The following is a 20,984-nucleotide window of genomic DNA, read 5'->3' on the forward strand; positions in this document are numbered from 1 at the left end:
GTTCCAAAGCCGCCCGCGAGGTCCCGGCGCACCGGCTGGCCGGCCGCCGTGCTCGCGAATGTGACGGCCGGGGGGAATACACGTTCCGGGCGGTCCGGAGTAGAACGGCGGCATGCTCCGAACAGTCATCGCCTCGACCGCCGCGCTCGGACTGGCCGCCGGCTGTGCGCCCGATTCGACCGCGCCCGTCAAGGTCAGTGCCCTGGTGCTCTCCAGCAATGGCCAGTACGTCCCCCAGGAGGTGGAGCTGAAGACCATCTCCGACATCGTCGGCCTCAAGGGCACGGTGGCCGACCTCCAGGGAGGCGCGCGCATCGTCATCGACTCCCAGGACCCGGACCTGAACAACGCCACCACGCCGGAGGGCTACGCCAACGCGCTGCTCAAGAACGCCGGCCGTGACGTCAGCGCCAACTACATCTCCCAGGGCGGCGTCCTCTGGCCGGCGGACTTCCACACCTGGAACATGGTGACGGCGTACTACAGCATGGAGCGCGCCTACGATTACTTCCGCGTCGTGGGCAACATCCCCGCGGCGGACTTCAAGGACCCCGTCACCACGTACTACTTCCCGGAGTTCGTGCTCGCGGACGTGGACAAGGACCCGCTGAGCGACAACGCCATGTACTTCTCCGTGCTGGAGTCGTTCCTGATGCTGCCCTTCGACAAGCTCCAGCGCGCCCCGCTGGCCATCAACGCCGGCATCATCGCCCACGAATACGCGCACCGCGTCTTCAACCTGAAGGCCTACAACGGCCAGCAGTTCCCGGAGGCGCTCTCGCTGTGGCAGCAAGCCGGCGCCAGCCCGGGCGCCAACATCCTCAAGTCCTTCGACGAGGGGCTGGCGGACTACCACGCGTACGGCTCCACCTGCCAGACGACCCAGGGCGGCAAGGGCTGTGACACGCGCTTCTTCTCCACGTCCTTCCACGGCAACCTGTACGGGCAAGTCACCGAGGACCGGGACCTGGCCCGCGTGGACCGCTGCATGGACGCGTCCCTGCTGAACCAGTTGTACAACCAGAACCTGAGCGCGTTCAGCGGCAACGAGTACCGGGTGGGCACGCTGCTCGCCAGCGCGCTCTACCAGGCCGGCGAGGCCACCGGTCAACGCGACGTGCTGCTGCGCGCCATCGTCGCCTCGTACAACGACGAGAGCACGACGACGCCCGGGCTCTACCAGTTGGCGCGCGCCACGCTGGCGGACCAGTCCCGCTTCACCCTGGCCGTGGCCGCCAGCGCCATCATCACCCACATCACCGACCTGCGCCTGAAGGAGGCCGTCTGCAACGAGCTGATGGACCACCTCCAGATTCCGCGCGAGCAGCTCGTCGGCAACGACCCCAACATGTGCCCGCCCAGCGCCGCGGGTGGCACCACCTGCCCCCGCCTGGACCTGTGAGCATGAGGACTGCTTCCGTGAAGACGTGGCTCTTGCGTTGCGCCCTGGGCAGCCTCGCCCTGTCCGCCCCCGCCCTGGCCCAGGACGAGGACGACCCCTACGCCTACCCGGACGAGGAGCCCGCCAACGACGCCTCCGACGCCTATGACCGTGTCCGCCCCAAGGTCGACGAGGCGGACGACTTCCGCCGCGTCTCCGAGCAGGAGTACGACGACGGCGAGGACGGCTTCAAGCCCCTCTCCGGGCTCGACGACCCGAACCTGGGCGTGGCCGTGGAGTTCATCACCGGCGCCCTCTTCCTGGACAGCCCGCGCGGCCGGGCCGCGGAGACGCGCCTGGGCCTGGGCGTGCGCGCCACGTGGGAGTACGGCCGCATCCTCGACAACGAGTCGCTTCGCGAGGCCCTCTGGGCCGACGTGCGCTGGACGTTCGGCGGCACCAGCGACGGCACCGACTTCATCCGGGGCAAGACGCACTTCCACTACTTCACCATTGCCCCGGCCTATGAGCTGAAGCTCGGCAAGTCCGACTTCGGCTTCTTCGCCCAGGCAGGTGGCGGCATCGCGTACACGTCGTCGACCATCACCATCGACACGGTGGAGACGAAGGTGAGCGGCAGCAAGCCGCTGCTTCAGTACGGCGTGGGCTTCCGCGGCCGGCCCCGGCTGACCTCCTCCGGTAACTTCCGCCTCGCCTTCCGGCTGGAGGCCATGGGCTACCGCCGGGGCTACCACAACGACTTCTTCCTGGGCGGCAGCCTCGGCACCGCCTTCTGAAGTCGCCTTCAATGGCCGCTCGCCGCGCTGCATCCGGCGGGCGGCCATGAAGTTTTTTCCACTGTCTCTCCTCTTCGCCCGGACCCCCTCCTTGCGACTTCAAGGAGTTGGGACTGGCACGCCATGTGCTCCTATTTCCACCGGGACGGGAACCTGGGTTCCCCTGGGGGCTGGGAGGCGAGCGATGAAGAACGCGCAGGGACAAGGACAGCACTTGGACCCCGTATGTGGGAAGACCTTGGACACACCCGAGGGCCGTCCCACCGCCGAGTACAAGAAGCGCCGTTACTTCTTCTGCTCGGAGCGGTGCCGCCATGCCTTCGAAAGGCAGGCGGAGCGCTTCCGCTTCAACGAACTGGCCCGCGTCGGCGCGCTGATGACGCCGGGCCGCGTCCGCTGGGGCATCGCCTGAGCGTCACGGCCGCTAGGCGGCCACGCGCAGGTCCTTGAGCCGCAGAGACAGCTTGCGCTGGCCTCGGAACGTGTCGAAGCCGGCCTGAAACGCCAGGTCCACCGGGCCATCCACCAGCGTGGCCCGGTCCGCCATGTTGAAGCCGATGGCGTCCAGCTCCGGTGCGTCCGCCAGGGCGAGCTTGAGATGGCCGCTGCCCGTGCCGGACTTGGGCTGCAGCACGCGCGGGCGAGCCACTTGCCGGCGCAGCACCAGCACGGGCTCCGGATTGCCCTGCCCGAAGGGGCCCAGCCGCTGGAGCGACTCAACGGCATGAGCGTCCAACTCGTTGGGATTCACCACCGCGTCCACGCGGCACCGGGGGATGAGGTCCTCCGGCGTGAGGCGCTGGTAGGCAATCTTCTCAAAGGCCTCCCGGAAGGCGGGCAGCCGCTCCGCGTCGATGGTGAGCCCGGCGGCGTGCTTGTGACCGCCGAAGCGCGTCAGCAGCTCCGCGCAGCCACTGAGCGCGTCATGAAGGTGGAAGGCCTCGATGCTGCGCGCCGAGCCCTTCCCCACGCCGTCCTTCACCCCCACCATGACGGTGGGCCGGTAGAAGCGCTCCACCACGCGCGAGGCGACGATGCCGATGACGCCCGGGTGCCAGCCTTCGTCGTACAGCACCAGGCCGCGCGCGTCCTTCAGCGACTCCGCCTGGGCCAGCGCCTGCGTGAGGATGCTGCTCTCGATGCCCTGGCGCTCCGCGTTGGCCCTGTCCAACACCGCGGCCAGTGAGCGCGCCGTCTCCGGTGACTCCGAGCACAGCAGCTGAAGTCCCAGCGAGGCGTCATGCAGCCGGCCCGCCGCGTTGATGCGGGGCCCCAGGCGGAAACCCACCTGACCCGCGGTGACGGAGGCGTCCGGGTCCATGCCCGCCACTTCCTTCAAGGCCCGCACGCCCGGCCGGCGGCCCGCGCTCAGCTCCTGGAGGCCATGCGTCACCAGGATGCGGTTGGCGCCGGTGAGCGGCACCACGTCCGCCACCGTGGCCAGCGCCACCAGGTCCATCATGGACCGGAGGTTGGGCTCCTTCCGGGTGGCGAAGAAGCCCTCGTCGCGCAGGCGCTTGCGGATGCCCATGCAGAAGTTGAAGGCCACGCCCGCGGCGCACAGCGCCTTCGTCGGGTACTCGCAGCCAGGCTGGTGCGGGTTGAGCACCGCCACCGCGGGCGGCAGCGTGGGCGGCACGGTGTGGTGGTCCACCACCAGCACGTCCAGGCCCAGCTCCTTGGCGCGGGTGATTTCCGCCACCGAGGTGATGCCGCAGTCCAGCGTCACCAGCACCCGCGTGCCCTCCGCGGCGATGCGCTCCACCGCGCCGACGTTGAGGCCGTAGCCTTCGTCCAGCCGGTGGGGGATGTACGTCGCGGGCGGCGCGCCCAGCTCCTTCATGAAGAGGTACAGCAGCGACGTGGAGCAGACGCCGTCCACGTCGTAGTCACCGTAGAGCGTCACCTTCTCCCGCGAACGAATCGCCCGGATGATGCGGTCCACCGCTCCCGGCATCCCCTTCATGCGGAACGGGTCCGGCAGGTCCGCCAACCGGTCCGACAGGAACGCCGACGCGGACTCGGGGGTGCGGTAGCCACGGTGCAGGAGCACCTTCGCCGCGAGCGGGTGCAGTGACAACTCCCCCGCGAGGGACGCCACTTCCTGCTCGACCACATCTGGAAGCAACCACCGCACGCTCGACACTCCTCCTCGCCTTCTCCGAGGGGAGTTGGCGGGATGAATTGGCTACGAAAGCGACAGTACCTCAGACGTCTGACCAGGACAGTCCAACCTTGAGCCCGACACTTCCCCTCCTACACAGGCGTTCAGGCAGACGCACGTCTGGTGGCTCGCTGATTCACGCACGGTCGGTCGCCGGTGAGCAGGTTCAAACGCACACCTGAAAACAGTGAGGTCGAGCATGCATCCAAGAGGCACCCGGGCCGCCACGCTGGCCCTGGCATTCGCCACGCTGGGCACCGCGGGTTCGGCGGCCGCGCAGGAGCGGCGCGACGGAAAGCGCGGTGACCTGAATGTGTTCCTCCGCGGCGGCGTGGGCGACTACACCGGAGGCCTGGGCGACCTGACGAGCACGGGCCCGGCCTGGGGTGTGACGCTCAACATCCAGCCCACCACCTTCCTCGGCTTCGAAGTGGGCTACGAAGGCTCACGCAACGGCCTCACCGACAGCCGCCTGCTGGAGCAGCCCTCGCTCGTCCGGCAGGGCGGTAGCGCGCTGGTGAAGGTGTCACCGCCCTTCCTCACCACCGTCCGGCCCTTCGTCGGCGCGGGCCTGGGCGTCTCCCATATGAACGTCCGCGGCCCGGTGGAGGACCTCTACCAGTCGGACACGATGCCGGAGGTCCCCCTGGCAGCGGGCGTGGAGTTCAACCGCGGCGCGCTCACGGCGGGCATCCGGACCACGTACCGCGTCCTCCTCAGCGAAGGCTGGGCGGACAGGGCCGTGGAGGACACCCACGGCGGCCTGCTGGACGCCTCGCTCACGCTGGGCGCGCGCTTCTGACAGGCCCCTGAAACACCCAGGGCCCTGCTTCCCGTGAAGGAAGAGGGCCCTGTCGGTGTCCATCGCACGAGGCCTTCCTCAACGGAAGGAAGGCCTCAGGTGCGGGTGGCTCACGCGGCGTTCGGCTGCTGGTGGTCCACGTTGCCGCTGGCGCGCAGACGGGCGTCCTTCGCCGCGGCGCGCTCGTCCAGCCAGATGGTCAGCGGGCTGGCGATGTAGATGGTCGAGTACACACCGACCACGATGCCCACCAGCATCGCCATGGCGAAGTCGAAGATTTCGCCCACGCCGAAGATGAGCAGACCGATGAGCGACAGCGCCGTGGTGCCGGACGTGAGGATGGTGCGGCCCAGCGTGTCGTTGATGGCGATGTTGATGACCTCCGCGAAGGGCTTGCCCTTGTACTTGGCCATGTCCTCGCGGATGCGGTCGTAGATGACGATGGTGTCGTTGACGGAGTAGCCGACCACCGTCAGCAGCGCCGCGATGGCCGTCAGGTTGAACTCGCGCCGGCTCACCAGGTAGTAGCCCGCCACCATGATGACGTCATGGACCATGGACAAGAGCGCGCCCGGACCGAACTTGAAGTCGAACCGGAACGCCACGTAGATGAGGATGGCGACCATCGAGTACAGCAGCGCCATGATGCCGCGGTTGCGCAGCTGCTTGCCCACCTGTGGACCGACGTAGTCCACGCGGCGCTGCTCGAAGTCCGGCTTCTCCAGTCCGGCGTTGAGCGCGGCGAACACGCGGTCCGCCATGCCGCTGGCCACCACCTGGTAGTCGTAGCCCGTGCCGCCCTGGGCCTCGCCCAGGTCACGCACTTCCTGCACGCCGATGCCCGCCGACTCCACCGCCTTCTTGACGGCGTCGGAGTCCATGGGCTGCGCCGCGCGGAAGCGGATGATGCCGTTGGGCAGATCCGAGTAGACGTTGCGCACGCCCCCCAGCGCCTCCAGGGCCTCCTTGCCCTTGGCACCGCTCTCCTCGTTGAGCTGCGTGACGCCGCCCATGCGGAGCAGGAAGGTGTTCTCCTCCGCCGCGCCGATGTTCTGCACGCTGACGTCTGGCAGGCCGCCCTTGTCCGCGCGCTCACGGACCTCCTCGGCGGTGATGGGGTGGTCGAACTTCACCTCCACCACCGTGCCACCTGCGAAGTCCACGCCGAAGTTGAAGCCGAAGGCGGCGATGCCGACGATGATCGCCAGGTTCAGCAGCGTGGAGATAAACAGCGCGGGCTTGCGCTTGCTGATGAAGTCGATGTTCGTCTTGTTCTTGAAAATCTGCATGACGGTTCCCGGACTCCGGCCGGTCAGACGGAGACGACCTTCGCGTTACGACCGTGGACGAAGTAGGTCATGATGACTCGCGTCACCGTGATGGACGTGAACAGCGACGCCAGCAGGCCGATGATGAGCGTGGTGGCGAAGCCTCGCACCGGTCCGGTTCCCGTGAAGAACAGGATGAAGGCGGAGATGAGCGCCGTCACGTGCGAGTCGAAGATGGTCCAGAAGGCCCGGTCGTAGCCCTGGTCCACCGCCGCCCGGGCCGACTTGCCATGCCCCAGCTCCTCGCGGATGCGCTCGTTGATGAGCACGTTGGCATCCACCGCCACCCCCAGCGTCAGCACGAAGCCGGCGATGCCCGGCAGCGTCAGCGTGGCGTTGAAGAAGGCCAGTCCCGCCAGGATGAGCAGGCCGTTGAGCACCAGCGCGAGGTCCGCGATGAGGCCGGAGGCCCTGTAGTAGATGGCCATGAAGAGGATGACCAGGCCCAGGCCCAGCACCGCCGCCATGCCACCCTTCCGGATGAGCTCGTCACCCAGGCTGGCGCCAACCTGACGAATCTCACCCACCGTCACAGGGGCAGGCAGCGCGCCGGCCTTGAGCACCAGCGCCAGCGTCTGGGCCTCGCCCAGCCACTCCTCGAAGGTGCGGCCACCCATGCGGCCCATGGTGATGCGGGCCGAACCGCCGCTGATCTTCTCGTTGATGTTCGGCGCCGTCTGGACGTTCTCGTCCAGCACGATGGCCATGCGGCGGCCCACGCCCTGCTCGGTCAGCCGCTCGAACTCGCGCGCGCCCGCGGGGTCGAAGGAGATGTTCACCTCCGGCTCGTTGAGCTGGCTGATGTTCGCGTCCGCGCTCGCCAGGCTCTCGCCGGTCAGCGGCACGTTCTTGTCCAGCAGGTAGGAGCGGTACGAGGTGCACTCGTTCTTCTTCACCGGGTTGGCGATGCACTCGGTGAGCACCACCCGGTTCTCCGGCACCTTGTCCTTCGTGTACTCGGTGATGGCCTCACGCGTGGGGGCCTGGAGCTGCGGGAAGCCGCCCTCCGTCGTCAGCGTGATTTCGCTGCCAGCCGGCGGCGGGGTGGCCTGGAGCAGCTGCGCGAAGAACTGCGGGTTGGAGTCATCCACCATCCGGAACTCGAGCTGCGCGGTGGTCCCCACCAGCTCCTTCGCCTGCTCCGGGTTGCTGCGGCCCGGCAGCGAAATCTGGATGGAGTCGGCGCCCAGCTTGCGCACATCCACTTCCGCCACGCCCCACTTGTCGATGCGGCGGCGGATGACGAGCATCGCCTGGTCCACCGCTTCGGTCCGGAAGACGTTGGCCTGACTCTCGTCCTGCACCAGCGTCAGCGAGGCGCCGCTGCGGCTGACTTCCTTGAAGTCAGTGAAGGTGGCCAGGACCTCCTTCTGGATGGCGTCCATGGTCCCCGGGTCCTTCGCCGTCAGGGTGACCTCGAGCTTCTCCGGGTCCGTGTCCGCCGACACCTCGCCCAGCTTCTTGTCATTGACGTAATTGACAATCTGCTGCGCGCGGCGCTCGGTCCGCTTCTGGAGCGCCGTCTTGGTGTCCACCCGCATCACCATGTGGATGCCGCCCTGGAGGTCCAGCCCCAGGTTCAGGCGGTACTTCGCGGGAGGCGCCCAGGCGGGCATCCGCTCCTCGAGCACGGCCAGGTTGTTGCGCTGCTCCCGGTCGAGAACGACGAGCGAGTAGTAGGTCGGGATGAGGAACCAGATGCAGCCCAGCGTCACCGCGACGATGAGTCCGAACTTCCACCACCAGCCGCGGTCCATCACTTCTCCTCCTTCTTCTCTCCGGCCGCCGTCGCGGGGGCCGCGGGCGTGCCTTCCGCCACCGCGCCCTTGGCGCTGACGGCCGTCTTGAGCACGCGGATGCGCACGCCGCTGGAGACCTCCAGCGTCACGGTGCGCTCATCCACGAGATGGATCTTCCCGAGGATGCCCCCGGAAGTGACGACCTCATCACCCTTCTTCAGCGCGGAGAGGAGCGCACGGTGCTCCTTCAACTGCTTCTGCTGCGGGCGGATCATCACGAAGTACATGATGCCCACCAGGATGACCAGGAAGCCCAGGGTGCCCAGGGGATTGCCACCACCGGCCTGCGCCAGAATCAGAAAGCTCTCAGCCACACACTGCCTCGTCGGTTGAGGAAAGCTTGGGATGGAAGGCCCCCGATTTTGTTCGAGGAAACCATCCGAAAGGGGGCCCTCTTAGCAAGGGGGGCCCATGTGAGCAAGTGAACGCGGGAAGCCGGGCAATCCATCCGCCCGGTCAGCGACCGCGGGTCCGTTCGGCCTCCTGCGCCTTGGCACGGGCACGGAATTCCCGGGCAAAAGTGGCGAACCGGTCCTCTGCCACCGCGCGCCGGACTTCTGCCATCAGTCCCAGGAAGTAGTGGAGGTTGTGAATCGTGTTGAGCCGCATGGCCAACAGTTCCTGGGCGGCGAAGAGGTGCCGGAGGTAGGCCCTGCTGAAATTGCGGCAGGTGTAGCAGGAGCAAGCAGGGTCCACCGGCCGGTTGTCCCTGGCGTAGGCCGCGTTCCGGATGACGACCTTGCCCTCCGAGGTGAAGAGCAGGCCGTTGCGCGCGCACCGGGTGGGCAGGACGCAGTCGAACATGTCCACCCCGTGCTCCACGCAGGTGACCAGGTCCACGGGCGTGCCCACGCCCATCAGGTAGCGCGGCTTGTCGCGGGGCAGCAGGGGCGCGGAGTAGGCCACGCCGTCATGCATGGCCTCCGGAGCCTCGCCCACGGAGTAGCCGCCCAGCGCGTAGCCGGGCAGGTCCACCGCGCACACCTCCTCGGCGTGGCGCTTGCGCAAATCCTCGTGCAGGCCGCCCTGGACGATGCCGAAGAGCGACGAGCGCTCCCGGCTCCAGGCCTTCACGCACCGGTGCAGCCAGCGGGTGGTGCGGGCCAGCGACGCCTCCAGGTAGGCCCTGTTCTCGGTGGAGGGCGGGCACTCGTCGAAGGCCATGATGACGTCGGCGCCCAGCGTCTCCTGGATGTCGATGGAGCGCTCGGGCGTGAGGAAGTGCCGCGAGCCGTCCAGGTGCGACTGGAAGGCGGCGCCCTCCTCGGTGATTTTGCGCTTCTCGGACAGGCTGAACACCTGGAACCCGCCGCTGTCGGTGAGCATGGGCCGGTTCCACGACACGAAGCGGTGCAGGCCGCCCATCTCCCCCACCAGCGCTTCGCCGGGGCGCAGCATCAGGTGGTAGGTGTTGCCGAGGATGATCTGCGCGTCCAGCGTGAGCAGGTCGTCCGGCCCCACGCCCTTGACGCTGCCCACGGTGCCCACGGGCATGAAGATGGGTGTCTCCACGGGGCCGTGCGGCGTGTGCAGACGCCCCCGGCGGGCCTTCGTTCCCGACGTGTCCTCGTGAAGGAGCTCGAAGCGGACCATCCCCGGCTCCACGCGGGTATCGCCCTTGCCACCTGACTGCTTCGCTTCCTGCTGCTCGCCCATGGCGTTCACTCCGACACCAGCATGGCGTCGCCGTAACTGAAGAATCGGTAGCCCGCGCGGACCGCCTCCGCGTAGGCCTCCAGCGTGCGCTCGCGTCCGAGCAGCGCGCTCACCAGCACCACCAGCGTCGAACGCGGCAGGTGGAAGTTGGTGAGCAGCAGGTCCACCTGACGGAAGGCGAACCCGGGACGGATGAAGAGGGTCGTCTCGCCGGGGCCCGCGCGCAGCCGCCCCGTCTCCGGGTCGGTGGCGGACTCCAGGGTGCGCACCACGGTGGTCCCCACCGCCACCACGCGCCGGCCTTCCGCGCGCGCCGCGTTGATGGCCTTCGCAGTGGCCTCCGGGACGGTGTAGCGCTCCGGGTGCATGTGGTGCTTGTCCAGGTCGTCCTCACGCACCGGCAGGAAGGTGCCTGGCCCCACGTCCAGCGTCACCAGCGCCCGGTGCACGCCACGCGCAGCCAGGGCGGCCAGGGTCTCCTGGGTGAAGTGCAGGCCCGCGGTGGGCGCGGCCACGGCTCCGGAGGCGCGTGCGTACACGGTCTGGTAGCGCTCCGCGTCCGCGGCGTCCGGCTCCCGGGTGATGTAGGGCGGCAGCGGCAGGCGGCCCGCCGCGTCCAACAGCGCGGCCAGCGAGGCGCCCGGGGGTGCGTGGAACCGCACGCGGTACTCCCCTCCTCCCAGCGCCTCCTGGATTTCGGCCTCCAGGCCGCTGGCGAACATCACGCGCTGCCCGGGCTTGAGCCCCTTGGAGGCCTGCCCCAGACAGACCCAGTCGAGCGACTCGGGGGCCGCCCCGAGCGCCGCCGAGGTCAGCGTGTTCTGGGCGGCCGGGCGCACGACGAGCAGCTCCACGCGGCCACCAGTGCCGGCCTTCTGGCCCAGCAGACGCGCGGGAATGACGCGGGCGTCGTTGAGGACGAGCAGGTCTCCGGGGCGCAGGAGCTCCTGGAGGTCGGCGAACCGGCGGTGCGACCAGGTGCCGCTGGAGCGGCTGATGGTCATCAAGCGCGACGCGTCCCGCTCGGCCAGGGGAGCCTGGGCGATCTGGGATTCGGGCAGCGCGAAGTCGTAATCAGAGAGACGGGACGACACGGGGGTGGCGCTTGTAGCAGCCCCCACGCCGTCGCGGAAAGCGCGCCGGACGCGGGAGGCGTCAGTAGAGCTGCTGCAGCTCGGCCCCGGGGTAGTAGTGGGAGAGGATCTCCCGGTACTCCCGGCCTTTGTCGGCGAGCGCCTTGGCGCCCCACTGACACAGGCCCGCCCCGTGGCCATAGCCGCGACCGGTGAACACGTAACCGCGCTCGGTGCGTTCCACCTCGAAGTCCAGGCTCTTGAGCCGGGTGTAGCCAAGCTTGCGGCGCAACTCCACGCCGTCCATGGAGGCGCCGTCCGCCAGGGTGACGCGCGTCACCCGGCGCGTCCGCGTGCGGGCCGCCACCTTGAGCCCCTGGGCCGGGTGGCGGAGCGCCGCCTTGATGTCCGCGTCGGAGAGCGTCGCCGTCCACCGGCTGGCGGGGAGCTTTCCGCAGGGGCAGTCGACGGGCTGGAGGTACGGCAGGTCGCGCTGCAAGGCATCGAGCCCCGACTCCGTCCGGCCGCCACAGGAGGCATGGAAGTACGCCTCGATGGGCGCCAGCTCGTACGTGAGCACCTGTCCCCGCGTGGCCTCGACGGCGGCCTTGGTGCGAGGGTCCTCGCGGTTGACGCCGCCATAGACTTGATGGAGCACGCTGCTGCCCAGGTGGAACGCGTTGCTGTAGGCATCCAGCTTCTTCTGGAGCGCATACGTCCGGGCAGCCACCGCCTGGGCCTTGAGGGCCTCCGGGGGAAACGACACGGGCATCTCGCTGCCCAGCACGGCGGCGAGGTAGTCCTCCAAGGGAATGACGTTGATGAGCTGCAGCCCACTGCGGTGCAGGCGCACCACCACATCGCCGCGGACCTGCGCCGCGCCCGCCTTGAGCGGCTCGGTGCCAGGCGCGGCCGAGGCCTCCGACATGCCAGCGCGGAAGCGGACGGAGTCGCCCTCCACGGGCGTGCCGTTGACCTCGATGCGGCCCCCCTTGCGGCGGACGTTCGCCTGTCCCGAGGTGATGGGGGCGAAAGTGGCCTCCTCGCTGTCGGGACCGGAGGCCAGCCCCCGGCCGCTGATGCGCACCTCACTGCCCGCGTCCTCGATGGAGATGCGCAGGGTCTCCACGGCGAGCACGCCCGAAGGGACCAGCAGGAGCAGGATGAGTGCAACAGGTCGCAACATGGCCCCGAAGTGTAGAGGCGTGGGTGCTCGCCTCAAGAAAACGTCCGGCGGATGGGAGAGGATGGCTCACCCGTGACGTCACCTTCGCGCCCTGCCTTCCCCACGGCCTTCATCACCGCCCTGCGCGAGTTGGAGCCCCGTCCCGCCGCGATGCTCACCCTCCGGTTGGTGGAGGGCCGCTCGCGCGAAGCCTGCGCGACGCATTACGGCATCCCCGCCCAAGCCTTCTCCGTGCTGCTGCTGAGGGCCGCCATCGCACTGGCCCTGCACCGAGGCGCCCCCGCCCGCGAGCCCGCCAGTGAGAACGAGGAAGCCGCCTGGGCACGGATGCTCGCGGACGCGCTCGAGCGCCAGGACGCGAAGTTCCCCGCCGCGCTGGCTCCGGTCGTGGAGACGTGCCGAGAGCTCCAGACGCTGGCGCCCCAGGTCGCCACGGGCTTGGAAACGGCGGAGCGGGAGGCCCGCGCGTCGCCCCAGCGTCGCCGCGAGGAGTGGCTGCGGCGGCTCGCGGTGGCTCTGCTGCTGGCGATGACGGCCTGGCTGTACCTGTCGAAGCCCTGAGGCCCTTCGGCGCCCCGCCAACGTCCACCGGTGCACACCACGCCAGCCCGTCCCTGAGGGAACGACACCGCGGGCCGACGCCGCTGGACGCCAGGGGTCGCGGACACATAAGGGAGGCGACCATGCGCGCCCTTCCACGGATGTTGCTGGCCTGCGTGCTGCTCACGGCCTGTGCGAAGCAGGTGGACGCCCGCGTCGCGGGCAACGACGACGCGGCCATCGACTCGCTGTCCCTGCGGCTCGAGGAGCTTCGGACGCGCGACGCCGTGGACGACGCGACGTGCGCGGACCGCTGTTCGGTGGGAACGCAGACTTGCGAGCTGGCGGAGTCGCTGTGCGCGCTCGTGGAGCACCATCCTGACCGGGACGACCTGCCGCCCCGCTGTGCCCAGGGACAAGAGCAATGCGCCACTGCCCGGAATGTCTGCGCGCGATGCGGCCCCTGAGCGGCACGGCCCGGGTGCACAGAAGCAGGCTCCGTGTTTAGACTGCGACGGTTCCCGCTGTCCTGAACGAGGTCCTCCCGTCATGTCCCCCCGCTCCGCCCTGCTCCTGGTCACCTCGTGGCTCGTCATTCCCGGGCAGGCCCTCGCCGCCGACAGCACGGAGCTGACTCCGGAGAAGGTGGCGGAAATCCGCCGCGACGAGGCCCAGGCCCTGTCCGAGGTCAACGCGGAGTACGGCAACCGCAAGTCGTCGGAGATGAGCACCGCGGAGCGCCGGGAGGCCATCGACAAGCAGAAGGCCGCCTCCGCGTCGGTGCTGGAGAAGCACGGCGTGTCGGGCAAGGACTTCGCGCGTTACGAGGCGCGCATGTCGCCGGCGGACAACGCCCGCGCGAAGGCGGAGGAGCAGCGGCTGGCGGAGGCCGCCAAGGCCGCGAAGCAGCCCGCGCCCGCGGCCGCCCCGGAAGAGGTCCACGTCCAGCAGGGCTTCAGCGACCAGGACCCGGTGGAGTTGGAGGCCACGGAGGGCGCGGAGCCGTCCATCGACGTCGGCGTACCGAAGGACGCCGAACTGCCGCAGTAGGCCTCTTCTGAACGACAGGTGCGCGGTGGCGAGCCCCCCACCGCGCACGCTGCTCAGCCCTTGCGGTAGCCGTAGCGCGGGGCCCGCTCCTGCCACACGCCGTCATACGGGCAGGTGCAGTCCGTCTCCTCGGGTTCCGGGTACGTGAAGCGCTCGCCCTTGTAGTTGCGGAACACCGTCTCCTGCGCTCCGTACTCGACGGCGTAATCGGGCTGGAGCGTCACCTTCCCACCGCCCCCCGGCAGGTCCACCGCGAGGTGCGGCACGGCGAGGCCGGTGGTGTAGCCCCGGAGCTGCTGGATGATTTCCAGCCCCTTGGCGATGGGCGTGCGCAGGTGCTCGCAGCCCTCGGCGACGTCCATCTGGTGCAGGTAGTACGGCCGCACGCGGCTGCGCAGCAGCAGGTGCGACAGCTCCTTGATGATGCGCGCGTCGGAGTTGAGCTGCCGCATCAACACGGCCTGGTTCTCCACCGGCACGCCGTGGTCCACCAGCCGCTCGCAAGCCTCGCGCGCCTCGGGCGTCACTTCCTTCGGATGATTGAAGTGCGTGACGACGAAGACGGGCGCGTAGCGCCGGAGCGTTTTCGCCAGGGCGTCGGTGACGCGCATGGGCAGACACACGGGGACGCGCGTGCCGATGCGAATCATCTCGACGTGGGGAATCTCGCTGAGCGGCGCGAGCAACTCCTCCAGCCGGGAGTCGCTGAGCATGAACGGGTCCCCGCCGGAGATGAGGACGTCGCGCACCTCGGGATGGCTCCGGACATAGTCCACGCCCCGGCGGAGCTGTTCCTTGGAGAGCTCCGCCACCCCGCCCTGCGTGATGCGCCGCCGCGTGCAGTGACGGCAATAGACGGAGCACGTATCCAGCGCGAGGAAGAGCACCCGGTCCGGATACTTGTGAACGATGCACTCCTCCGGGCGCGTCTTGTCCTCACCCAGCGGATCCGCGAGCTCGCCCGGACGGATGCGCGCCTCGGCCCTCACCGGGATGGACTGCATGCGCACCGGGCAGAACGGATGCTCCGGGTCGATGAGGGACAGGTAGTACGGACTGATGCCGATGCGGAACAGTGCGGACGTCTCCTGCACGCCCGCGCGCTCGTTGGAGGTCAGCGGCACGTACCGCTCCAGCTGCTCCAGGCCTCGCACCGCATGCCGCTGCTGCCAACGCCAGTCCGCCCACTCCGCGTCCGTGGCGTTGGGAAACAGCCGTTTGCGCCCTTCGGCGCTGAGCGACGCGCGAGCGGCCGTCGGCTCCGGCGGGAGACCCGCCGGAAGCACTGAGGTATCCATTACGCCGCCTTCTGCTGCTCCCGCCACCAGGCCTGCCCCGCCTCGGACAGCTGGTCGATGGGGTCGAAGTATTCGTACTTCCGGCTGAGCGCATCCGCATCGTTCAGTTCGATGCCGGTCCGGTAGTTCTTGGTCCAGTACGAGATGCCGCGCTCGCGGTCATACTCCGCCACCTGGTGCACCCAGCGCTTCCCGACGAAGGGCACGTCACAGACGATGCGCGGCGTGGCGAAGCCCGGCATGTAGCCCATGATGTCGTGCTGCAGCTGCTGCGCCTGAGCCACCGACAGCCGCCAATGCTCGCTGTTGGGGATCATGTCGCACATGTAGAAGTAGTACGGCAGGATCTTCGCGTGGTCGAGCAGCGTGAAGCACAGGTCCAGCAGCGCCTGCGGGCTGTCATTCACACCGCGCAGCAGCACGCCCTGGTTGCGCACGTCACGGAAGCCCATCTCCAGCAGCTTGCGCACGGCCTTGCCCACCAGCGGGGTGAGCTGCTGCGCGTGATTGACGTGCGTGTGCAGCGCCAGGTCCACGCCGCGCTCGACGGCCTTCTTCGCCAGCCGGTCCAGCCCCTGGAGGACGGAGTCCTGGAGGAAATGCTGCGGGATGGCCATCAGCCCCTTGCTGGCCAGGCGGATGTCCCGGATGTTCGGGATGTCCATCAGCGAGCTGACGAACGGCTCGAGCTGCTGGATGGGCAGGTTCGCGATGTCGCCACCCGACACCACCACGTCGCGCACCGTCGGCGTGCGACGCAGATAGTCGAGCATCTGCGCGTAGCGGTCCTTGGGCCCGATGCCAAATTTGTGTTTGCTGACCTGCGGCACGTCATTGCCCACCAGGTCCATGCGCGTGCAGTGACCACAGTACTGCGGGCAGGTCGGCAGCATCTCCGCCAGCACCTTGGTGGGATACCGGTGCGTCAAGCCTTCCACCACCCACATGTCCTGCTCGTGAAGACTGTCACGGCTGGCCTTGGGATGGTTGGTCCACTCCGTGAGGCGGTCCGCGTAGGCCGGTAGCATGTAACGACGCACCGGGTCACGCCACAGGTCCTCAAGATTCATGGTGTTGAGCATCTGCGGAGGCACGAGCAGCGACATCGTCGCCCGCTCGCGCTGGTCGCGCTCCATGCTCTCAGCCAGGTCATCCGGGAGCAGAGCCCCCAGCGTTGCCTTGAGTTCCTTGAGATTCTTGATGGTGTGCTTGCGCTGCCAGACGGAGTTCTCCCAGTCGGCGGCGGACACGTCCTTGAAGCCAGGGATCCGCCGCCAATCGGGCTCGATGAACTCCCGGCGGTGAGGATACGTAAAAGGCTGTTCAGCGGGGCCAGCCTCAGGCTTGGCCCGGATGGGCGTCGTTTGCATGGCGCATCACCTCTAAATTGCTCGCGGGCGAGGCGTCATAACGCGCCCATGCCCCACTTCGGTCAACAATCGAAGGGGGCATCGGATGCCCGCCTTCTCACTCGATGGGAACATTGACCAGCTTGGCTACATTATCTTCCGTGATGTCGACCACCACGGGCTTGGTCGTCTTGCCGTTGAGCTTGAACGAAATCTTCCGCTTGCCCACCGGTAGCATCAACGGACTGCCAAGTGTCACCGGCGTCTGGCGATTCGTCTTCTTCCCATCGACGTAGATGTCCGCGCCCGCCGGCTTTGTGCTGCAGGCGAACTTGCCCATCACCTTGGGAGCCCTCGGCGGCTTGGGGGCAGGCGGAGGCTTGGGCGCAGTCTGGGGCGGCGGCCGCACGTTGGCCACGGTGGGCTCGGGCTGCGGCTCCTTCGTCATCTCGAACGCGACCGTGACCTGCTTGCTGCTGCCGTCGGCCTTGAACTCACCGGAGTACGGCTTGTAGCCCGCGAGCTTCGCGGTGAACGCGTAGGTCTTCCCCACCTCCAGGTTCGCCATGCGCGCGTCTGGAATCCGCCCCAGGCGCTCGCCATTCACGGCGATCTCCGCGCCGTCATCACCCTTGAAGACAGCTGCGACCTGAACGGGCGCGGGAGCCGGATCCGTGGCGGGAGGCGGCGTCTGCCCATTGTCGACAGGCGCGTTCTCAGGTGCCTCGTCGCCGCCCGGATCCTCCGCGGGAGCGGCGGGCTCGGTGGTCCCCGCGGCAATGACGACACCCGTGTTCGTCGGCGGTGCCACTGGGGGCTTGTTCTCGGGCGGCGGGGCCGCCTGCGGATCAGCTTCCAGCGGAAGCGAAACGACGATCCTGCTTCCGGCGACGACATCCACCGTCTTGGCCGCGCTCTGCTGACCCGGAGCGTTCGCGGTGACCCGGTACTGCCCTGCCGGGAGTGCCAGCAGCGTGTTGAGCTGGACCTCCTGGCCATTCAGCTGGATGCGCGCGGAAGGGTTGGACGGGGACACCATGAAGGTGACCTCGCCCGTGGACGGCCTGGTGGCCATCACCACGCCGACGACGAGCAACAGCACGATGGCCGCGGCGGCGGCGAACAGCACCGGCTTCGGCAGCGTCTTGAGGTTGAGCGCGGGCTTCCCCTTGGCGGGGACCTTCGTCTTCGCCTTCGCCTTCGCGGGCGCAGCGACCTTCGCAGGTGGAGGCGCCTCCTCCGGGGGGAGGGGAACCGAGCCCGTCACCTCTTCCTCGGGCTCGTTCAGGTCGTCGTGCGGATGACCTTCGTCACCGTAGTCGTCCTGGGCGTCGTAGCCGGCGCTGCTGTCGTCCTCGGGCGGCTGCTCGTAGTCAGACGGATCCTCTTCGGGCTCGGGAGCGCGCTTTCCGCTCCGGCCGCGGCCCGACACGGGCGCTGGCCTGCTGCCCGTCTCTTCGTCCAGCGAGGGAGACGAGCCGCGCGAGCGCGTCGGCGGCGCGGACGGCGCGGGGCCAATCATCGTGGCGCCGGAGTAGGCCTCGCCTTCCTCGTTGCTGATGACGACCTGCGCCTTGGGGCCACTCTTGCCCCTGCGCGAGGACGTATCGGGCGCGGGGGCGCGCAAGGAGTTGTAGGAACCGGACGTCCCATGGTCCTGGATGGGGTTCTCCGTCCGGCCCGTGATGCTGTCGTCCACCACGACGCTGCTGTCGGCAACGCGGGTTTCGGGAGACATGAACGTATGCGAGGAGTCGACAATCTGCGTCTTGTCGCCCGCGCCAACGCCCATCTCCTCGAGTTCCTCGGCGGTGGGAGGCGGGATGTAGTCCTGGACAGGCTGCGCCGGTGAGGTGGACGCACGGCCCGCGGGTGTTCCCGTCACCACCACGGCAGGAGGGGGCGCACGCCGCGCCGCCTGCCGATTGAACCCGGGAGCCACCGTGATGCCCGAGGCCTCAATCTGGTCGGGGCGCTCGATACCGGCATAGCGCTCCATCTTCTCCGCCTCGCGGAGCATGTCCTCGGCGAACGCCTCCTTCATGTAACTGGAGAGGTGCTTGGACGAGTAGATGGCGTCACCGGCCAGGAGGAACCGCATCAGGTCCTCGGCCATGTCGGACGCCCACTGGTAGCGGTCCTCGGGTTCGCGAGTGAGTGCCTTGAGGACCACCTTCTCCAGGCCCTGCGGGATGCTCGGGTTGAACTCGCTGGGGAGCGGAACCTCCGCGTTGCGCACCTTCTCCAGGGTGGAGAAGTCCGACTCGCCGACGAAGAGCTTCTCGCCCGTGAGCATCTCGTACAGCAGCACGCCCACGGCGAAGATGTCGCTGCGCCGGTCGATGGGCATACCCCGGACCTGCTCCGGGCTCATGTACCCGAACTTGCCCTTGAGGATGCCCGCCTGCGTCTTCTGCGAACGGTTCGCCGCCTTCGCGATACCGAAGTCGATGACCTTGACCTCACCCTCATAGGAAATGAGGATGTTCTGGGGCGACACGTCACGGTGGATGATGTGGAGGTCCTGCCCGCGGGCGTCCTTCTTCCGGTGCGCGTAGTCCAGGCCGTCGCAGATCTTGGAGGCGATGAACACCGCTTGGGCGGTGGGCATGATCTCCTTACGACGCCGGTAGCGCTCCAACATGGTCCGGACGTCGCGCCCGGCGACGTACTCCATGGCGATGAAGTAGGTGTCGTCGTACTTCCCGAGTTCGTTGATGTGCACGACGTTGGCGTGGTTCAGCTGAACGCTGATCCGCGCCTCGTCGATGAACATCGTGATGAACTCTTCGTCCTCCGCCATCGTGGGGAGGATCTTCTTGATGGCCAGGATGCGCTCGAAGCCCTCGACGCCGAAGGCCTTCGCGATGAACACCTCCGCCATGCCGCCGACGTTGATGCGCTCGAGGAGCAGGTACTTCCCAAAGAGGGTCGGCTTCTTCATCTCGTGGAGCGGCCCGGCACCGGGAGGCGCGCACCGCGACAGGCGGTGCGCAGACCGGGCGGAAACCTGGACTCTAGTCGCAGCGCGGACGGCGAGTCAAACATGCACAGCAGCCTGAAACCCCAACGAATCCGGTAGTTTGAGCCCTCCGAGCACCATCCGGACCTCGCCACGGAAATGTCATGTGCCACGACGCGCGGCGGCAGGCGTGCAGAGGGGGGCTCAGAGGTCTGTTGGAGCGCGGTCGCAGGTAGGCGCATGTCACCTGTATTAGCAGGTCAGAGCGCCCCCTGCCTGGGGCACCCGAGCGGAATGATCCATGCTTCGGCGCCAGTGGGACCGGGCGAACCTGCCACCTGGCGTCGCCGAACTCGAAGGTCTCCCGGCTGAGTTTTCACCGGGCCCACGAGGCGCCTCCATTTCCCGCGCACGGGTAGCCCGGCAGCCGGCGACGCGTCCGACGCATTTGCCACCGAGGCCTCTGGAACCAGAGCCAAGCCCAAGGAGTGCACACGGGCTTCGCACTCCAAGCCACCCAACGCAGGGGCGACGAATGGAGGACCGTCGACACTCAGCGCCCCAATCACCCTCCTGAGAAGCGCCGCACCTTCATGAGCAGCCCTCGTCATTGAGAAGAGAGAGTGGCTGAGATTCACCAGGCGTCCCCGGGCAGCACACGCCCTGGACCGAATGGGGCACGGCGACATCAACTGGCGCCCCCAATGCCAACCAGCGGGAGTGCAAACCAGAGGATCTGCCCGCTAGCGAAACTGCCGCGAATGTCGCCAAGCATCCGCGCGCACCAGCATGCCCTTCCCCAGGGCTTGGCGCTGGTAGGCGCGATGGCCGGCGTGCTCCGCGGAGGCACACGACGCTTGCTCACCGCCCGAAGATTGGGGCTCGCGTTGCACGAACAGCCACGATTGAAGAAGCGCATGACTCCCTCACCGCCCGAAGGTTGGGGCCCGCGCTGTACGCGCATCTACGGATGAAGAGCTCCTGTCGCCGGAACGCCGCGAGCGACTGGCCCAGGTCTACGCGCGCCACGGCGGGCGCTGCGTCTTCGCGGGGCGCTTTCTCTCGGTGCTGCGCGGGGCGGTGTTCATCATGGCCGCGGTGCAAGGGATGCGGCTGCGCGACTTCCTGCTGTGGGACGGGTAGGCGCCATGCCTCAGCGCTCCGGACGCGCTGGGTTCGCCTCTTTTTCCTTCAGCTCTGCCTCCGCCAGGGGGGAACGCTCCGCGTCTCCGACTCGACGGATGAGTCGCTGTGAAACGCATGAGAGGGACGGGGGCCAGTTGCGAGGAAGGAAGGGCGCAAGGGGCCAAGGAGGGCGGCGCGAGCCGAGCACCTGCTGGTGCTGGCCACCACGGCCGCCCTACTGGCGGTGGGGGGCGTGCGCCGGCTGCGCACGCGGCGCCTGGCCCAACGCCCGCGGTGACGCGCGGAAACTCCACATGCCCCAAAACGGAAAACCCCCGGTGTCCACAAGGGACACCGGGGGTTTCTCAAAAAGAATCCGGCAGCGACCTACTCTCCCGCGCGGTTTCCCGCGAAGTACCATCGGCTCTGGAGGGCTTAACTTCCGTGTTCGGGATGGGAACGGGTGGGACCCCT

At 68.3% G+C, this 20,984-nt stretch carries 17 protein-coding genes and 1 rRNA gene; 7 read left to right on the top strand and 11 right to left on the bottom strand.

Going from position 1 to position 20,984, the window contains the following annotated elements; translation table 11 throughout:
• Positions 1–112: 112 nt before the first annotated feature.
• From FMQ63_RS27650 to FMQ63_RS27660, 3 genes are all read left to right on the top strand, one after another.
• A complete protein-coding gene (locus FMQ63_RS27650; RefSeq protein WP_044275795.1) occupies positions 113–1,402 on the top strand; it encodes a hypothetical protein in 1,290 nt (429 codons plus the stop codon).
• A gap of 17 nt (positions 1,403–1,419) precedes the next feature.
• Positions 1,420–2,178, top strand: coding sequence for a hypothetical protein (locus FMQ63_RS27655; protein WP_020477899.1), 759 nt, complete (start codon positions 1,420–1,422; stop codon positions 2,176–2,178).
• Between the two features lie 184 nt (positions 2,179–2,362).
• On the top strand, positions 2,363–2,590 hold the full coding sequence (locus FMQ63_RS27660; protein WP_011554678.1) for a YHS domain-containing protein: 228 nt from the start codon (positions 2,363–2,365) through the stop codon (positions 2,588–2,590).
• Between the two features lie 12 nt (positions 2,591–2,602).
• Here the strand turns inward: FMQ63_RS27660 and recJ are convergent, their stop codons facing one another.
• On the bottom strand, positions 2,603–4,315 hold the full coding sequence (gene recJ / locus FMQ63_RS27665; RefSeq protein ID WP_026113991.1) for a single-stranded-DNA-specific exonuclease RecJ: 1,713 nt from the start codon (positions 4,313–4,315) through the stop codon (positions 2,603–2,605).
• Between the two features lie 226 nt (positions 4,316–4,541).
• Here recJ and FMQ63_RS27670 point away from each other — a divergent pair, with 226 nt between their 5' ends.
• Complete coding sequence (locus FMQ63_RS27670; RefSeq protein WP_026113992.1) at positions 4,542–5,144, top strand: hypothetical protein; 603 nt, start codon at positions 4,542–4,544, stop codon at positions 5,142–5,144.
• Positions 5,145–5,254: 110 nt separating this feature from the next.
• Here the strand turns inward: FMQ63_RS27670 and secF are convergent, their stop codons facing one another.
• The 6 genes from secF to FMQ63_RS27700 form a co-directional block, all read right to left on the bottom strand.
• The gene (gene secF, locus FMQ63_RS27675; protein WP_011554681.1) at positions 5,255–6,433 is read right to left on the bottom strand and encodes a protein translocase subunit SecF; all 1,179 of its coding nucleotides are present in this window, start codon (positions 6,431–6,433) and stop codon (positions 5,255–5,257) included.
• Positions 6,434–6,456: 23 nt separating this feature from the next.
• Positions 6,457–8,229: a protein translocase subunit SecD gene (gene secD, locus FMQ63_RS27680; protein ID WP_011554682.1), complete on the bottom strand. Its 1,773-nt coding sequence runs from the start codon at positions 8,227–8,229 to the stop codon at positions 6,457–6,459.
• Positions 8,229–8,585 carry a preprotein translocase subunit YajC gene (gene yajC, locus FMQ63_RS27685; protein WP_011554683.1) on the bottom strand — a complete coding sequence of 119 codons (357 nt, stop codon included), beginning with the start codon at positions 8,583–8,585 and terminating at the stop codon, positions 8,229–8,231. The genes secD and yajC overlap by 1 nt, the downstream gene beginning before the upstream one ends.
• Before the next feature lie 142 nt (positions 8,586–8,727).
• On the bottom strand, positions 8,728–9,927 hold the full coding sequence (gene tgt / locus FMQ63_RS27690; RefSeq protein ID WP_020477900.1) for a tRNA guanosine(34) transglycosylase Tgt: 1,200 nt from the start codon (positions 9,925–9,927) through the stop codon (positions 8,728–8,730).
• Between the two features lie 5 nt (positions 9,928–9,932).
• On the bottom strand, positions 9,933–11,021 hold the full coding sequence (gene queA / locus FMQ63_RS27695) for a tRNA preQ1(34) S-adenosylmethionine ribosyltransferase-isomerase QueA (protein WP_026113993.1): 1,089 nt from the start codon (positions 11,019–11,021) through the stop codon (positions 9,933–9,935).
• 61 nt (positions 11,022–11,082) lie between these two features.
• Complete coding sequence (locus FMQ63_RS27700; RefSeq protein ID WP_011554686.1) at positions 11,083–12,186, bottom strand: SpoIID/LytB domain-containing protein; 1,104 nt, start codon at positions 12,184–12,186, stop codon at positions 11,083–11,085.
• 72 nt (positions 12,187–12,258) lie between these two features.
• Here FMQ63_RS27700 and FMQ63_RS27705 point away from each other — a divergent pair, with 72 nt between their 5' ends.
• The 3 genes from FMQ63_RS27705 to FMQ63_RS27715 all read left to right on the top strand — a co-directional run bounded on the left by FMQ63_RS27705 (position 12,259) and on the right by FMQ63_RS27715 (position 13,776).
• On the top strand, positions 12,259–12,747 hold the full coding sequence (locus tag FMQ63_RS27705) for a hypothetical protein (RefSeq protein WP_225909360.1): 489 nt from the start codon (positions 12,259–12,261) through the stop codon (positions 12,745–12,747).
• 122 nt (positions 12,748–12,869) lie between these two features.
• A complete protein-coding gene (locus tag FMQ63_RS27710; protein WP_225909361.1) occupies positions 12,870–13,193 on the top strand; it encodes a hypothetical protein in 324 nt (107 codons plus the stop codon).
• Between the two features lie 82 nt (positions 13,194–13,275).
• On the top strand, positions 13,276–13,776 hold the full coding sequence (locus FMQ63_RS27715; RefSeq protein ID WP_020477902.1) for a hypothetical protein: 501 nt from the start codon (positions 13,276–13,278) through the stop codon (positions 13,774–13,776).
• A gap of 53 nt (positions 13,777–13,829) precedes the next feature.
• Here FMQ63_RS27715 and FMQ63_RS27720 read toward each other — a convergent pair whose 3' ends face one another.
• From FMQ63_RS27720 to rrf, 4 genes are all read right to left on the bottom strand, one after another.
• Entirely contained in the window at positions 13,830–15,074 is a 1,245-nt protein-coding gene (locus FMQ63_RS27720; protein ID WP_020477903.1) for a KamA family radical SAM protein, read from the bottom strand.
• Positions 15,074–16,444 carry a KamA family radical SAM protein gene (locus FMQ63_RS27725; RefSeq protein ID WP_011554690.1) on the bottom strand — a complete coding sequence of 457 codons (1,371 nt, stop codon included), beginning with the start codon at positions 16,442–16,444 and terminating at the stop codon, positions 15,074–15,076. Before FMQ63_RS27725 ends, FMQ63_RS27720 begins: the two co-directional genes overlap by 1 nt.
• A 97-nt stretch (positions 16,445–16,541) precedes the next feature.
• The gene (locus FMQ63_RS27730) at positions 16,542–19,367 is read right to left on the bottom strand and encodes a serine/threonine-protein kinase (RefSeq protein WP_011554691.1); all 2,826 of its coding nucleotides are present in this window, start codon (positions 19,365–19,367) and stop codon (positions 16,542–16,544) included.
• A gap of 1,517 nt (positions 19,368–20,884) precedes the next feature.
• Positions 20,885–20,984 (bottom strand): 5S ribosomal RNA (rrf, locus tag FMQ63_RS27740); the annotation flags it as partial.

The organism is Myxococcus sp. CA005 (assembly GCF_006518205.1).
GTDB lineage: Bacteria > Myxococcota > Myxococcia > Myxococcales > Myxococcaceae > Myxococcus > Myxococcus xanthus.